Source organism: Xylophilus rhododendri, assembly GCF_009906855.1.
Classification (GTDB): domain Bacteria; phylum Pseudomonadota; class Gammaproteobacteria; order Burkholderiales; family Burkholderiaceae_C; genus Xylophilus; species Xylophilus rhododendri.
Genome location: NZ_CP047650.1, coordinates 3,969,089 through 3,983,874, shown reverse-complemented (window position 1 = coordinate 3,983,874; position 14,786 = coordinate 3,969,089). Strand labels below are relative to the sequence as shown.

Genomic DNA, 14,786 nt, shown 5'->3' with positions numbered 1-14,786 from the left:
CCTGCACCGGCCTTCCTGACCACAACCTGACCTCCACCGCATTCTTCATGCGCATCGCCTTTTCCGCCCTGATCCTCTTGCTGCTGGCGCTCACCGCGCTGGCCGGCTCGGGCTGCAAGCGGCCGGTGGCGAATGCCTCGGTGCATGCGTTCTCGCGGGTGGGCCACCTGGTGCCGGCGCATCCGCTGCTGGTGGCGCAGCAGCGGCAGCAGGCCGAGCCCTCGCATCCGATGTTCGTCTTCTGCCATCCGCGCGCCGACCTGCTCGACGATGCATCGCTGTCGGCCGCGGCCGCCCAGGTGGTGTTCGACCTGCAGGCCAACAACGACGACCGGACGGAAATGATAGCGGCCGACTTCACCCGGCCCGAAGTCGATGCCCTGCCGCAAGCGCAGGCCTCCTCCCCGCATCCGGCCAGCGCCACCGCCTGGCCGCGCCGCCTGCTGCGGCCGCCACGCACGGCCCTGCTGCTGGCCTGAGCCTTCCCCCCGTTCGTCGGGGCTGAACGGCTTTTCCTCTCCTTTCTGGCTTCGCGCCGGTCGCCTCGACCGGCCGCTTGCCGCGTCCGTTTTCCATTTCCTGCCTCCCACAAGGAGCAGCTTCGCCCATGCCCACTGCCCCGTTCCGCGCTCTCAGCGCGGCGGCGCTGCTGGCTGCCGGCTGCCTCGTGCAGCCCGCGGCCGCGCAGCCCGCTGCGCCCTCCACTCCTGCCCGTGCCGGACAGGCGCCGCGCACCGGCACCGATGCCTCGCCGCTCAACCTGCCGGCAGCGGCGGCCAGCGGCGCCGCCGTCACCGCCTCGCTGGCCGGCGGCCCGCCGCTCAACCTGCAGCAGCTCACCGACGCGGTGATCCTGAACAACCCCGGGCTGCTGTCGGCCCAGCGCTCGCGCAACACGGCCGCCGCCGCCATCAGCAGCGCCTCGGCCTTTCCCAACCCGCGCCTGGAATACAGCGCCGGCAACCAGAGCGCCCGCCAGGTCGGCGGCGTGGGCGGCAGCCTGACCACCTACGGCATCTCGCAGACCATAGAGAACCCCTGGCTGCGCGAGGCCCGCATCGACGCGGCCCGCTCCGGCGAACGCGCCAGCGGCTTCCAGGTGGGCGTGGCCCGCAACGAGCTTGTGGCCCAGGTGCGGCTGCGCGCCTACGACCTGCTGCTGCGCCAGGCCGAGGCCGCGGCCGCCGCCGAGGCCGCCTCGCTGCTGGAACAGGTCAACACCCGGGTGCGGGCGCGGGTGGACAGCGGCGAATCTCCGCGCTACGAACTGATCAAGGCCGATGCCGAGACCATCAACGCCCGCTCCCTGCAGCAGACCGCCCTGCTGCAGGCCCAGCAGGCAGGCCTGACGCTCAACCGCCTGGCCGCCGGCGCCCTGCCGCCGCAATGGTCGCTGGACGCCCAGCTGAGCGACGCCCCGCCGGTGCAGCCCGACCTGATGCTGCTGCGCGAATCCATGCTGGCCCGCAACCCCGAGCTGCAGGTGCTGCGCGCCGAGGTGGACCGCGCCCGCTCCCAGCTCGACCTGGCCGAGGCCGGCCGCCTGCCCCATGTGGAACTCAAGCTCAGCCAGAGCCGCGAGCCCGACATCAAGCAGAACATGCTGGGCGTGACGGTGCAGATCCCCTTGTTCGACCGCCGCAGCGGCCCGATCGCCGAGGCCGGCAGCGAACTGGAACGCGCCCGCGGCCGGCTCGACGGCCGCCAGGCCGAGCTGGAGCAGCAGCTGCAGTCGGCCGAACGCGCGCTGGAGATGTCGCGCCTGCGGGTGCAGGCCCTGTCGCAGGGCGCGGTGCGCGACGCCGAGGCCGCCCTGCGGGTGGCCGATGCCGCCTGGCGCTTCGGCGAGCGCGGCATCCTGGATGTGCTCGATGCCCAGCGGGTGCTGCGCTCGGTGCGCGCCGATCTGCTGACCGCGCGTTTCCAGGTGCAGGCCGCCCGCACCGAACTCGATTTCCTCTCCGGCCGCTGGGCCGACGAGATGACAGCGCTGCCCTCGGCCGCGCTGCAGCGGGGTGGCCTGCAATGAGCCCCCTGCCCTTCACCGCTTCGATGACTTCCGAAAGGCCCGCCATGGACCGCACCGCCCCTTCCTTCACCCATATCGCCATCGCCTGCTGCCTGGCCCTGGCCCTGTCCGCCTGCGGCAAGAAGGACGAGGCCGCCGCCCCGCCCGCCGCCGCCGAGGTGGCGCAGGACCCGATGCTGGTCAGCGTGCAGCCCGCCATGGCCGCCAACTTCAAGACCGGCAAGCTCGGCAGCGCCGAGATCTCGCCGGTGCAGGAGATCACCGGCCGCATCGATGCGAGCGAGCACCGCGTCAGCCGCATCGGCGCCGCCGTCACCGGCCGCATCACCGAGGTGCTGGTGGAGGTGGGCGACACGGTGCGCGCCGGCCAGCCGCTGGCCCGCATCGCCAGCCCCGAACTCACCCAGGCCCAGCTGGCCCTGCTGCGCGCCAATGCCGCCAGCAGCCTGGCCAGCCGCGCGGTGGAACGCGCCCGCCAGCTGCTGGCCGCCGACGTGATCGGCTCGGCCGAGCTGCAGCGCCGCGAATCGGAACAGGCGGTGGCCAATGCCGAGCTGCGTGCCTCCTCCGACCAGCTGCGCCTGCTCGGCATGTCCGCAGGCGACATCCAGGCCCTGCGCAGCCAGGGCACGCTGGCCGCCGGCATGTCGGTGCTCTCGCCGCGCGCGGGTGTGGTGATCGAGCGCGCCGTCAGCCAGGGCCAGGTGACCCAGCCGGGCAACCCGCTCTTCACCGTGGCCGACCTGGACAAGGTCTGGGTGGTGGGCGCGGTGCCCGAACAGACCGCCGGCTCGGTCGAGGTCGGCCAATCGATGGAGATCACGGTGCCCGCCCTCGGCGGCGACCCGCTCTCCGGCAAGGTGGTGGTGGTGGGCGCGACGGTGCAGCCCGACACCCGCACCGTGGCCATCCGCACCGAGGTGGACAACCCCCGCCGCGCCCTCAAGCCGCAGATGCTGGCCACCATGCGCATCTCCGGCGCCGCGCAGAAGGTGCTGGCCCTGCCGGCCACCGCCGTGGTGCGCGAGAACGACCGCGACCATGTCTTCGTCAAGACCGCCGAGAACCGCTACCGCCTCACCCCGGTGGAACTCGGCCCCACCAGCGGCGGCATGCGTGCGGTGCTGCAGGGCCCGCGCGAGGGCACCGAGGTGGTGACCGAAGGCGCCTTCCACCTGAACAACGAGCGCAAGCGCGCGGAACTGGAGTGATCGCCCCATGATTGCTTCCCTCATCAAAGCCGCGCTAGGGCAGCGGCTGCTGGTGGTCGTGCTCGGCCTGGTGCTTTGCGCCTTCGGCATGCGCGCCGCCACCAAACTCTCGGTGGACGCCTTCCCCGACGTGACCAACGTACAGGTGCAGGTCGCCACCGAGGCGGCCGGGCGCTCGCCCGAGGAGATCGAGCGTTTCGTCACCGTGCCGCTGGAGATCTCGCTGACCGGCCTGCCGGGCCTGACCGAGATGCGCTCGATCAACAAGAGCGGCCTGTCGGTCATCACCCTGGTGTTCACCGACGCGACCGATGTGTACTTCGCGCGCCAGCTCGTCACCGAGCGGCTGATCGAGGTCACGCCGCGCATGCCGGCGGGCATCCTGCCGATCCTGGGCCCGGTCTCCACCGGCCTGGGCGAGGTCTACCAATACACGCTGGACCATCCCGACGACGGCGAGCGCGCGCTCACGCCCGAGGAACTTGCAGAGCGCCGCACCATCCAGGACTGGGTGGCGCGCCCGCTGCTGCGCAGCATTCCCGGCGTGGCCGAGATCAACTCGCAGGGCGGCTATGTGCGCCAGTACCAGGCGCTGGTCGATCCGGTGCGGCTGCGCCACTACAACCTGTCGGTGCAGCAGGTGGTGGACGCCATCTCGGCCAACAACTCCAACGCCAGCGGCGGCATCCTGCCGATCGGCACCGAGCAGTACCTGATCCAGGGCTCGGGCCTGATCAAGACGCTGGAGGACATCGGCAACATCGTCGTCAAGGAAGAGCGCGGCACCCCCGTCTACGTGCGCGACGTGGCCGAGGTGCGCATCGGCCAGGAAGTGCGCCAGGGCGGCATCATCAAGGGCGGCTACACCGAAGCCGTCTCCGGCATCGTGATGATGATGCGCGGCGGCAATGCCAAGGAGGTGGTGACCAGGGTGAAGGCCCGGGTGGACGAGATCAACGCCAAGGGCATGCTGCCCGGCGGCCTGCAGATCAAGGCCTACTACGACCGCACCGACCTGGTCGACTCGGCCCTGTGGACCGTCGGCAAGGTGCTGATCGAGGGCGTGGTGCTGGTGGTGGTGGTGCTCTTCATCTTCCTGGGCGACGTGCGCTCCAGCCTGATCGTGGTGGCCACCCTGGTCATCACGCCGCTGACCACCTTCATCGTGATGAACCGCTACGGCCTGTCGGCCAACCTGATGTCGCTGGGGGGCCTGGCCATCGCCATCGGCCTGATGGTGGACGCCACGGTGGTGGTGGTGGAGAACGTGTTCCACAAGCTCGGCCAGCTCACCGACGACAGCCGCGGCGCCAAGGTGCGCGCCATCCTGCAGGCCACCACCGAGGTGGCCACGCCGACCATCTTCGGCATCATGATCATCATCCTGGTGTTCCTGCCGCTGATGACGCTGCAGGGCATCGAGGGCAAGATGTTCGGCCCGCTGGCGCTGACCATCGCCATCTCGCTCTTCGTGTCGCTGCTGGTGTCGCTGTTCCTGTCGCCGGTGCTGTGCTCCTACTTCTTGAAGGGCGGCTCGGACCACGACACCAGGGTGATCGCCTTCCTCAAGCGCGGCTACCTGCCGCTGCTCGACGGGGCGAGCAAGCACAGCCGGCTGACGCTGGCCGTGGCCGTGGGCCTGCTGCTGGCCTCGCTGGCGCTGTTCCCCTTCCTCGGCAAGTCCTTCATGCCGACCATGAAGGAAGGCGCGCTCACCCCGCAGATCAACCGGGTGCCCAGCATCTCGCTGGAGGAGTCGCTGCGCATGGAGATGGACGCCATGAAGATGGTGGCCGCGGTGCCGGGCGTGAAATCGGTGGTCTCCAAGATCGGCCGCGGCGAATCGCCGGCCGACCTGGCCGGGCCCAACGAGTCCGACCCCATCGTGATCCTGGATCCGGAATCCGAACGCAGCCAGGACGAGATCGACGAGGACATCCGCCAGCGCCTGTCCACCATTCCGGGCGTGCAGATCGTGCTGTCGCAGCCGATCTCCGAGCGGGTCGACGAGATGGTGACCGGCGTGCGTTCGCAGGTCGCGGTGAAGGTCTTCGGCGACACGCTGCCGGAGCTGCGCCGGGTCTCGGAAGACATCGCCAAGATCCTCAAGAGCATCCCCGGCAGCACCGACATCCGCATCGAGCGCCTGTCGGGCCAGCAGGCGCTGACGGTGGACATCGACCGCAAGGCCATCGCCCGCTTCGGCCTGAACGTGGCCGCGGTGCAGGCGCTGATCGAGTCGGCCATCGGCGGCAAGCCGGTGACCACGCTCTACGAGGGCGAGCGGCGCTACGCGGTGGCCGTGCGTTTCCCCGAGGAGCAGCGCAACTCGGTGGAGACCATCTCGCGCATGCTGCTGCCCACGCCCGACGGCGCGCAGGTGCCGCTGTCGGCGGTGGCGAAGATCGCCCTGGTGGACGGCCCGGCGCAGATCAGCCGCGAGAGCGGCAAGCGCCGCGTGGTGGTGGGCGCCAACGTGGAGGGCCGCGACCTGGCCGGCTTCGTCGCCGAGGCGCAGGCCAGGATCGACCGCGACGTGAAGCTGCCCGACGGCTACTACCTGACCTACGGCGGCCAGTTCGAGAACATGGAACGCGCCATGGCCACGCTGTCGGTGATCGTGCCGCTGACCATCGCGGCCATCTTCTTCCTGCTGTTCATGCTGTTCAAGTCGGTGAAGCTGGCCGGGCTGATCATCCTGGTGCTGCCCTTCGCCTCGATCGGCGGGCTGATCGGGCTGTTCGTCACCGGAGAGTACGTGAGCGTGCCGGCCTCGGTGGGCTTCATCGCGCTGTGGGGCATCGCGGTGCTCAACGGCGTGGTGCTGGTAAGCTATATCCGCCGCCTGCGCGAGGACGGCCTGGACGTGGCCGAGGCGGTGCGCGAAGGCTGCATCGCCCGGTTCCGGCCGGTGATGATGACCGCCACCGTGGCGCTGCTGGGCCTGGTGCCCTTCCTCTTCGCCACCGGGCCGGGTTCTGAGGTGCAGAGGCCGCTGGCCATCGTGGTGATCGGGGGACTGATCTCCTCCACGCTGCTGACGCTGGTGGTGCTGCCGACGCTCTACCGCTGGTTCGACGAAAAGCCGATGGAGGCCTGAAGCCATGAAAGAAATCCGAGCCATCGTGCGGCCCAGCCGCATCCAGCGCCTGCGTGATGCCCTGCGGGACATTCCCAACTTCCCGGGCGTCACGCTCTTCAGGGCCGAGGGCTTCACCGCCCCGGCCTCCACCACCCGGCGCACCGTGCGCGAGGAGCTGGTGGACTTCAGCGAGAAGGTGATGCTGAGCGTGCTGTGCGAGGACCATATGGTCCCGCCCATCCGCGAGGCCATCATGGCCTCCTGCAGCACCGGCCAGATCGGCGACGGGCTGGTGTGGGTGGTGGATATCGGCGAGATCCACCGGGTGCGGGACGGCTCCGCCTACTGAGCCGCTCCGCCGGCAGGCCCGCCTCTTCGCCTGCCGCCGTGCGGATTCGTGCCGGCGCGGCAGGCACATCGCGCCGCGGGCAGACCATGGCCGCCTTTTGTCCTGCCCCTGACGCATGCCATGGCCTATTTCCCCTCAGTGACGTCCCTGCCGGTGCATTGGCCCGACGGCAACGACATCGCCAACGAGCCGGACGGGATCGACGACAGCCTCATGGTCGTTTCCTTCCCCGAAACCGAGGCCGGAGCCGACCATGACCGGTTCCGCCCCGTTTCGCCGCGCCAGCGCTCGCACCGGCTGCAGCCCACGCCGCAGGACATCGCCGATGCCCTGCACGCCTCGGACGAGGAGCCCGCCTCCCGCGAAGCCGCCCTGCGCCTGGTCATGCAGCAGTTGCGCGCCCGCGGACTGCGGCTGCGCGGAGGCCATGTCGATGCCTGGCTGGCGCTCGTGCGGCCCGAGCTGCATGCCGACCGATGGCCCGGGCTGGCGCAACTGCGCGACGAGCTGCTCGATGCCTGCCGCCGCAGGCCCGCGCTGCTGCGCGACAGCACCGTCTTCCGCGGCCTGATCGCCACCCGGATGCGAGGCGCATCGCCGGCCCTCAGGCGCTTTGTCGCCGCCTACGAGAGCGCCGTGATCCATTACCTGGCGCAGCAGGTGAAGGGCGACATCGCCGACCGCCCCCTGCTCAGCCGGCTGATGGGCACCAATCTCCACGACAGCCAGCAAAAGCTGCAAGCCGGCGTGGCGCTCCATGCCCAGGCGATACAGGACTGCGTGCAGGCGATGGCCGGCTACGGCTTTCCCACCGCCATGGTGGAGCTCGACATGCTGCTGCAGGCGCGCCAGCTCAGGCTCAACCTGCGGCAGATGCTGCAGCTGCCGCAGCTGATTCCGGCGCTGGACTATGCCGCCGGCTGGTTCTTCCCGCGCGACCAGGCGCCCCGCCGCTTCCTCGGGACACGGATGGTCGACAAGAGCCTGGCCCTCTTCCGCGGCGAAGCCGCCGCCGGCACGCAGGCGGGCGTGCGCGGCGGCTTCGCCTACGAACTGCTGTGCCGATACCCCGGCGGCTGCACCATCGGCGAATGCGAGCTGCTGCTGGCCCAGTACGCGACCGGCCTCCACGCCGCCGAACGGCGAGCGCACATGCGCAACTTCCGCAGGCGTTTCCTGCAGAGCCTGGACGGCCAGCGCCTGCGCATCCATCCCGACATCGTGTGCGAGCCGATCCGGCAGCTGATCCTGGAGAACCGGCCGCCCCGGGCGCCGCCGACCGGCCACCGCCGCGGCCTCGCAGCGTCACGCCGCCGCCGGAAGCCCCGCCCCCTTATGTGAAGGACACGAGCGGCGGCGTGACGGAGGCCGGCCTGGTGTTCGAGCTGCTGGAAGAGGCGGTGCGCGATGGCCATCTGGCGCGCTACACCAGGGGCCGTGGCTTCGACGTACACGCGATCCTGTGCCAGCTGCAGCACCGCACGCCCGGCCTGCCGCTGGCCGCCGTCACCGACACGCTTTCCGGCCAGACCCCGGCCGGGCTCGCCGCGCTGCTGCAGGCCCGGCAATGGCTGCGCCCGCGCCCGTCGGCAGAGCAGCTGCGCGCCAGCCTCGACGCCCTGGGGCGGCGCCTGCCGCTGCTGGCCTGCGTACCGCGCCACCGGCTGGCGGCCTGGGTCAACCAGTACGACCCCGCGCACTACTGCACGACCGCGATGGTGGTGGAGTTCGTGGAGCGGCAGGCGATGAACGCGCAGGCCCTCGACGAGGCCCTGGACCGGCTGAGCGCGAGCGGCCATCTGGCCCTCTTCGCGAACATCTCGGCCTGCGGCCTCAGGCTCAGCCACCTTCGCAACGAACTGGCCCTGGCCGGCATCGGCGTGCGCAGCGACGCGCTGCAGTCGCTGCTCAGGAAGCGCCCCATCGCCCGGCTGCTCGCAGATGCGGACCTGGCCCCCGCGGACTACTGCAGCGGACCCGCCGCGCTGCAGCAGTCCCTGTATTGGCTGACGCATGAAATGGGGCTGACCCCGGGAGACGACATGCCGCCCTGGGACCGCTTCCTGGCGCAATTCCAGCGCCTGTTCTGCAAGCGCAGGCGCGGCCGGCCGGCGCAGAACTTCCACGGCGGCGGCGCGATGAGCCTCTACATGGAACTGGAACTGACGCTCGCCCCGCGCAGCGGCACCACGGCCGCCCGGGCCGGCCAGGAAGACCGCGATGCGGCGAGCGCCCAACCGGGCGCCGGGACGCCACCGCCGCAGCCCAGCCCGCCGCCCGGCCGCTGGAACGATTACGACCGCGACCCGGAGTTCCTGCTGAGCCCTTCGCAGCAGGTGCTGCAGGGCGGGCTTTTCGCACTGGCTTGCGCGATCGGCAACGCGCTGCAGGACCCGCCGCAGGTCGATCCCCTCGGAGGCGTGGCCGACCGCCCGGCGGCACTGGAGACGGCGCTGGACTGGTTCGTGCACGCGCCGGGCGAGTATTTCGGCCCGCGCAGCACGCCGGACGGCCAGCCCTGGACCCTGCTGCAGCTGCCGGCCCGCCACTGGCGCGCCGCCGCCCCCTGCTTGCTCGACGACCTGGACATGGCCGTGGTGCAGCGCGGCGAGGGCCAGTTCGTCGCCCTGCGCCGGAGCTGGCGGGGCCTCTGGCTGCTGCTGGCCAGCCACCCGCTTCCCATGGCCCTGCCGAAGCCGCGGGAACTGGCCCTGGCCGACGGCCGCTTCACCGCCGCGCTGCCGGCCGCGGCCTGCCACGGCGCGCTCGGCCGCCAGGTGTCCTACCAGGCCATCGCCGGCTTCGCGGCGGCCTGCGATGCCATCGCCGACCTGGACGGCGGCGAGCCGCCGCTGGACGACTTCGCGGCCTGGCTGGACGGCCCGCTCGGCCCCGTCACGGCCCTGCCCCATGCCACGCTCGACGCCCTGCGCGGCCAGTACCACCGCTTCATCGCTCCCACCCAGGTGGCCGCCTATCTGCTCGAACGGCGCCGGCAGATGTGGCTCCAGGGCCTGCCCCTGCCGCCCCTGCTGCCGCAGGACGAGGGTGCCTCGCTGCTGGCGGCCCTCGATGCCCGGACATCGGAGCTGCACGGCGGCAATCCCCTGCTGCTGGGCCTGCCCGGCACGCCGCACCTGCTGCTGGTGCGCCGCGCCGAAGGCATGCTGCTGTGCCATGAAGATCCCACGCTGGTGGCGCTGCAGGAGCGGCTGCGCCGCATCGCCGCGACCCTGGCCGCGGAGCAGCCGGTGCTGTGGTGCTGGCTGCAGCCGCCTGTCGGGCCGCAGCCTGCCGGCGAGCTTGCGGCCACGCAGGAGCAGCAGGGCGATTGAACGGGACCACGGCCGCGCCGCCCGGCTTCGCTTGCCGCCGTGGGCTTTCGCGCGCGGGCGGCACCTGCCTCGTCGCGCGGCGGACCATGGCGGTTTTCGTCCAGTCCGACTCCACGGACTCCACGCCATGGCCTTTCTCCCCTCCGTGAGGAGCAGTACCGACAGCACGCCGTTCGCCCGGACCTTATCGTCCTCGGACGAGTGTTCGTCCAGCCCCGGGCTCATCCATGAGCCCCTGCCGCCGGCCGCGCTGACGCAGACCGCCCGGCCCGGCGACTTCACCGACCCGAGGCGCGCGACCAACGTCAGCGATGTGATGGCGCTGCTGGAAAGGCTGCCGCGCAGCACCCGCGACAGCAGCGTATCGGTGATACGCGCCGTGAAGCGCGCGCTGCAGGAGCGCGGGTTCAGCCTGCCCAGGATGGCGGTCAGGCCCTGGGTGGCGCTGGCGCGCCCCCGGCTGTTCAGCGCGGAGCTCGCCGGGCTCAAGGCCGTGCGCGACAGCCTGATGGAAGCCTGCCGGGACGACGTCATGGCCTTGTGCGACCACGCGAGCTTTCGCCCGCTGCTGGCCAGCTGCACGGCCTGCGCGGACATCCCGACCCGGGACTTCCTGCACACCCACGAGAGCGCCCTCGTCCACTACCTGTTCCACCACCTGCGCGGCCGGCCCGCCACCCGCCAGGAGGTGAGCCGCCTGATGGGCACCGACCAGCAGCCCGGCAACCAGAACCTGGCCCGTGCGCTGGAGCCGCACAAACAGGCGGTGTACGACCAGGTGCGCCATCTGGCGGCGCAGGGCTTCGCCACCCCGCTGACGGAAATCGATGCGCTGCTCAGCGCGCGCGGCCGGCGGCTCACCAACAGCCAGCTGCCCCAGCTGGCCGAGCTGCTGCCCGAACTCGAACGCAGCCGGGGCTGGGTCTATCCCCGGGGCCAGGCGCCCAAGAGCTTTCCCGGCTGCCGGCCGGACAATCCCGCCTTCGTGCTGTTTCGCGGCCAGCCGGCGATAGGCGACAGGCCCGCCAGCGCCGGCTTCGCGTTCTACCTGCACCAGCAGCATCCGGGCGGCTGCCCCTCGCAGGAATGCGAAAAGGCCCTGGCCCGCTTCGATCCCCAGCTCGACCGCGCCACCCGGCATGAGTACATCGACACCCTGCTGCTGCGCCGCCTGCTGCAGCCGCTCGACATGCATCTGGTCATCGTCAATCCCGACATGGTGTGCGCCCGTCTGCGCGAATCCATCCTGGCTTCCTGCCCCCGGCGCGGCTGCTCGCCGGACGACAACGGGGCACCGGACGAGAAGCCGGAAAGCGATGGGCCGGACGAGCCGTCCGGCCGCGTCGCCGCGCCCTCCCCGGAGCGCGACGGCCAGACCATCGGCCATGGCGTGGCCGACGCCCGACGGGTCTTCGAACAGCTTCGCAGCCTGTCGATCGACGGGAGGCTGGGCGACTGCCTGGCGCGGGACGAACTCGGCCGCCCCATCCTCGACCCCAGCGCCCTTCAGCGCATGCTGCAGCAGCAGCACCCAGGCCTGCGCATCCGGCTGGCGTACGAGGTACTCAAGGGCCTGACTCCCGGCGGCATCGCCGCCACCCTGGCGCAGCGGCAATGGCTGAAGCCACCGCCCACCAGCCGTCAGCTGTGCGCCTGCCTGAAGGCGCTGCAGAAGGAACTGCCGCTCATCGCCTTCGCGCCGCACAACCAGATCGTCGCCTGCATCAACCGGCGCTGGCCCCAGTTCTTCTGCACCACGCAGATGCTGGACGACCTGATGCAGCGGTCCCGCTCGGCCAAGGCCAGCGTCGCCAAGGTCATCGACGAACTGATCGCCAGCCAACGCATCTTCCTTTTCGCCAACGCCAGAGCCACTGCGCTGAATCCGCACACGCTGCGCAGCCACCTGACGTTCTCGGGCAATTGCACCACGCCGGCGCTCGTACGGCTGCTGCTGGCCGAGCGCTGGGATCGCCTGCGTTTTCCGCCGACGCCCTTCATCGATTCGATGCTCTGGGGCAGCCCCCGCGGCCGCCAGCAAAACGCCCGCCTCCTGATGCAGCGGCTGGAGCACACGCCCGGCGGGCCGATGCCGGACTGGTCCACCTTCATGCAGGCCTTCGAGCAGGAGTTCTGCCCGCCCAACGAACAGGGCGTCAGGCCGCTCTACCAGGGCGGCGCGCCGATCAACCTCTACCTGGCACTCGAACTGGAATACGCACTGGAGAGCGAAGCGCGGTCCGACGGTGCCGCCAGCGCGCCGGCCGTCCCGCCCGCCCGGCCCGCCCGACCCGCCCCACCCCAACGGCAGCGCCGCCGCCCGGTCGATCTCGGCGAGGACGACCCCGCCCCCAAGAAGATGGCGACGCAAGCTCCGGCGCCCGGCTGGCTGCGTTTCGACCGCAGCCCGCGGATCCTGACGCGCAGCGCCGATGCCCGGCCCGGCGGCCTTTACGAACTGGCCTGCGCCATCGGCAACGCGCTGCAGGATTTCGCGCAAGTCGGCCTGCCGGGCCACCGGCCCGACCATCCCGCAAGCCTGCAGACCGCCTTGCTGGATTTCGGCCCCGACGCGCCCGGGACGGTGCCGCAGGCCCGCAGGACACCGGACGGCGCCGCCTGGGAGCTGCTGCAGCTGGACGCCGACCATTGGGCCTTGGTCGGCCCCCTGCTGCTGGCGGACCTGGACATCGCGGTGGTCCAGCACCAGGCGCCTGCGGGCAGCTTTGCCGCCCTGCGCCGGGAAGGGCGGGCGCTCATGCTGCTGGAATCGTCCGGCGCCGAGGCCAGGCCGCTGGCGGCGGCCGAGTTCCAGGCCCTGTTCAGGCGGCCCGACGGCGGCTTTGCGGCAGCCGTGCCCGGCGCCGCCTGCCGTGGCGCGGCGAGCCGGCAGCTGTCCTATGCCTCGTTCCCCGGCTATGTGCAGGCCTGCGAGGCGATCGGCGAGGCCATGTGGTGCGATCCGCCGCTGGACAGCTTCGCGCGCTGGCTGGATGACAGGCTGGATGCGCCGCCCGGCACGCCGCACGCGCAGATGCACCGGCTGCGGCGCGAGGCCTGGATGGGTTTTTCGCACGGCCAGCGGGTGGCCGGCTTCCTGCTGGAGCGGCATCGCAGCCGCTGGTGGCCCGTGCCCGGCATGCCGCCGCTGACCCACCAGAAAGCCTTCCTGGGCGCGCTGCGGGCGCAGCTGTCGCAGCACCGGCAGGTGGGGCTGCTCAGCCTGCCGGGTGCCTTTCCGGTGGTGGCCGCAGGCATCGTCAACGGCGAGCTGGCCGCCCGGTTCGGCAGGGTCTCCAGGCCGCTGGCTCCGCTGGTGGAGGCGGCGGCCCGGCAGGCGGTGCAGTGGCCGCCCTGCACGCTCTACCTGCAGTCGAGCTGAGTCCGCTGGCCGGCGGCGGCCTTCATGGCGCCCTGTTCGCCTGCCGCCGTGCGTCTTCGCCCCGCCGCACGGACGCGCGTGCGGGGGCGGCGGACCATGCGGCTTTCGTCTTGTCCCACCCGACGCCATGGCCTTCCTCATCCGCGCCGCGGGCAACAGCGATGCTGCCCGACATCTTCCCCCCTCCCCCGCGCCGGGCGCCGATTCGACCGGCACCGGTGCCGCCCCATCGCCCGCCGCGTCCGGCACCGGGGACAGCCCGGAAAGCTCCGGCGCGCAGGCGCAGGATTTCGCCGCGGCAAGGCGCCTGCCGCTCACGCCGACCGATGTCATCGATGTGCTCGCCAGCCTGACGCCCGACCGCCAGGACAGCGCCGAGGCGGTGCTGAGGGAGGTGAAGCCGCTGCTGCTGGCGCGCGGGCGCACGCTGTCGGCGCAGCATCTCAAGCCCTGGGTCGCCCTGGAACGCCCGGAGCTGTTCGCCGCGACCTGGCCGGGCCTGGCGCAACTGCGCGCCGGCCTGCTGGATGCCTGCCGGCGCGACTCCATGCTGCTGGCCAACAGCAAGGCGTTCCGCCGCATGATGGCCGAATGCGCCGCCAGCCACGGCGCCGAGCTGCAGCAGTTCATCACCAGCCACGAAAGCGCCCTGATCCACCATCTGCAACACCACCTGAACGGCGGCACCCTGGTGCGCACGCAGATGAGCAGCCTGATGGGCACCCGGCAGCCCTGCACCCCCCGGACCCTGGCGCACCTCATCGCCGAGCACCGCCAGGCCATCATGGCCTGCGTGAGCTACATGGCCGGGCAGGGTTTCCCGACCATGATGCTGGAGATCAGGGCGCTGCTGGGCAGCCGGGAGCTGCGGCTCAACCCGGCGCAGCTGCGCGACCTGACCCGGGTGATGCCGGAGCTGGAGCGCAAGGGCTTCTGGCTCTTTCCCAAGGGCCAGGCGCCCTGGCGCTTCACCCGCTTTCGCGCGAACGACGCGGTGCTGGCGCTTTTCCGCGGCCAGCCGGCGACCGGCAGCACCACGCCCCTGCGGGGCGGCTTCGCGCTGTATCTGCTGCAGCAGCATCCGGCCGGTTGCAGCGCCGCCGAATGCGATGCCGCGCTGGCCCATTTCGCACCGGAGCTGAGCGCCCCGCTGCGGCGCGCCCGCTTCGAAAGCTGGCGCAAGCGCCGGCTGCTGCAGACGCTCGACGGCCTGTGGTTCACCATCAATCCCGCCCTGGTCTGCAAGGACATGCGCAGGCGCATCTGCTCCCGGCTCCCACGGCAGCGGGGCAGGGCATCACAGGCTTGATGGCGGCCGGCTTCGGTATTTTTCGCGCGGCGCCGTCTGCCTTCGCATGCCGCGCCGGATGCCCGCCACGGCTGCGGACCATGGCGGCC

The 14,786-nt window shown here is 71.5% G+C and carries 9 protein-coding genes; all 9 read left to right on the top strand.

The genetic code is table 11. The features are described from left to right. The first annotated feature begins 47 nt into the window (after positions 1-47). Positions 48-479, top strand: coding sequence for a hypothetical protein (locus tag GT347_RS18365; protein WP_160553581.1), 432 nt, complete (start codon positions 48-50; stop codon positions 477-479). A 128-nt stretch (positions 480-607) separates the two neighbouring features. Next, positions 608-2,029 (top strand): TolC family protein, encoded by a 1,422-nt coding sequence (locus GT347_RS18360; RefSeq protein WP_160553580.1) that lies wholly within the window; start codon positions 608-610, stop codon positions 2,027-2,029. Positions 2,030-2,073: 44 nt separating this feature from the next. Beyond that, positions 2,074-3,240 (top strand): efflux RND transporter periplasmic adaptor subunit, encoded by a 1,167-nt coding sequence (locus GT347_RS18355; RefSeq protein WP_229722368.1) that lies wholly within the window; start codon positions 2,074-2,076, stop codon positions 3,238-3,240. A gap of 7 nt (positions 3,241-3,247) precedes the next feature. Next, on the top strand, positions 3,248-6,340 hold the full coding sequence (locus GT347_RS18350; protein ID WP_160553578.1) for an efflux RND transporter permease subunit: 3,093 nt from the start codon (positions 3,248-3,250) through the stop codon (positions 6,338-6,340). A gap of 4 nt (positions 6,341-6,344) precedes the next feature. Next, complete coding sequence (locus GT347_RS18345) at positions 6,345-6,671, top strand: P-II family nitrogen regulator (protein ID WP_160553577.1); 327 nt, start codon at positions 6,345-6,347, stop codon at positions 6,669-6,671. Positions 6,672-6,791: 120 nt separating this feature from the next. Then, the gene (locus tag GT347_RS18340; RefSeq protein ID WP_160553576.1) at positions 6,792-8,012 is read left to right on the top strand and encodes a hypothetical protein; all 1,221 of its coding nucleotides are present in this window, start codon (positions 6,792-6,794) and stop codon (positions 8,010-8,012) included. Further along, positions 8,009-10,006 carry a hypothetical protein gene (locus tag GT347_RS18335; RefSeq protein ID WP_160553575.1) on the top strand — a complete coding sequence of 666 codons (1,998 nt, stop codon included), beginning with the start codon at positions 8,009-8,011 and terminating at the stop codon, positions 10,004-10,006. The genes GT347_RS18340 and GT347_RS18335 overlap by 4 nt, the downstream gene beginning before the upstream one ends. Before the next feature lie 127 nt (positions 10,007-10,133). Then, positions 10,134-13,388, top strand: a complete 3,255-nt coding sequence (locus GT347_RS18330) for a hypothetical protein (protein ID WP_160553574.1) — start codon at positions 10,134-10,136, stop codon at positions 13,386-13,388. Between the two features lie 127 nt (positions 13,389-13,515). Next, positions 13,516-14,697 carry a hypothetical protein gene (locus GT347_RS18325; RefSeq protein ID WP_160553573.1) on the top strand — a complete coding sequence of 394 codons (1,182 nt, stop codon included), beginning with the start codon at positions 13,516-13,518 and terminating at the stop codon, positions 14,695-14,697. Positions 14,698-14,786: the final 89 nt, after the last annotated feature.

Coding starts and splice junctions, on each gene's coding strand:
- GT347_RS18365 (WP_160553581.1), top strand. CDS start 48: ATGCGCATCGCCTTTTCCGCCCTGATCCTCTTGCTGCTGGCGCTCACC.
- GT347_RS18360 (WP_160553580.1), top strand. CDS start 608: ATGCCCACTGCCCCGTTCCGCGCTCTCAGCGCGGCGGCGCTGCTGGCT.
- GT347_RS18355 (WP_229722368.1), top strand. CDS start 2,074: ATGGACCGCACCGCCCCTTCCTTCACCCATATCGCCATCGCCTGCTGC.
- GT347_RS18350 (WP_160553578.1), top strand. CDS start 3,248: ATGATTGCTTCCCTCATCAAAGCCGCGCTAGGGCAGCGGCTGCTGGTG.
- GT347_RS18345 (WP_160553577.1), top strand. CDS start 6,345: ATGAAAGAAATCCGAGCCATCGTGCGGCCCAGCCGCATCCAGCGCCTG.
- GT347_RS18340 (WP_160553576.1), top strand. CDS start 6,792: ATGGCCTATTTCCCCTCAGTGACGTCCCTGCCGGTGCATTGGCCCGAC.
- GT347_RS18330 (WP_160553574.1), top strand. CDS start 10,134: ATGGCCTTTCTCCCCTCCGTGAGGAGCAGTACCGACAGCACGCCGTTC.
- GT347_RS18325 (WP_160553573.1), top strand. CDS start 13,516: ATGGCCTTCCTCATCCGCGCCGCGGGCAACAGCGATGCTGCCCGACAT.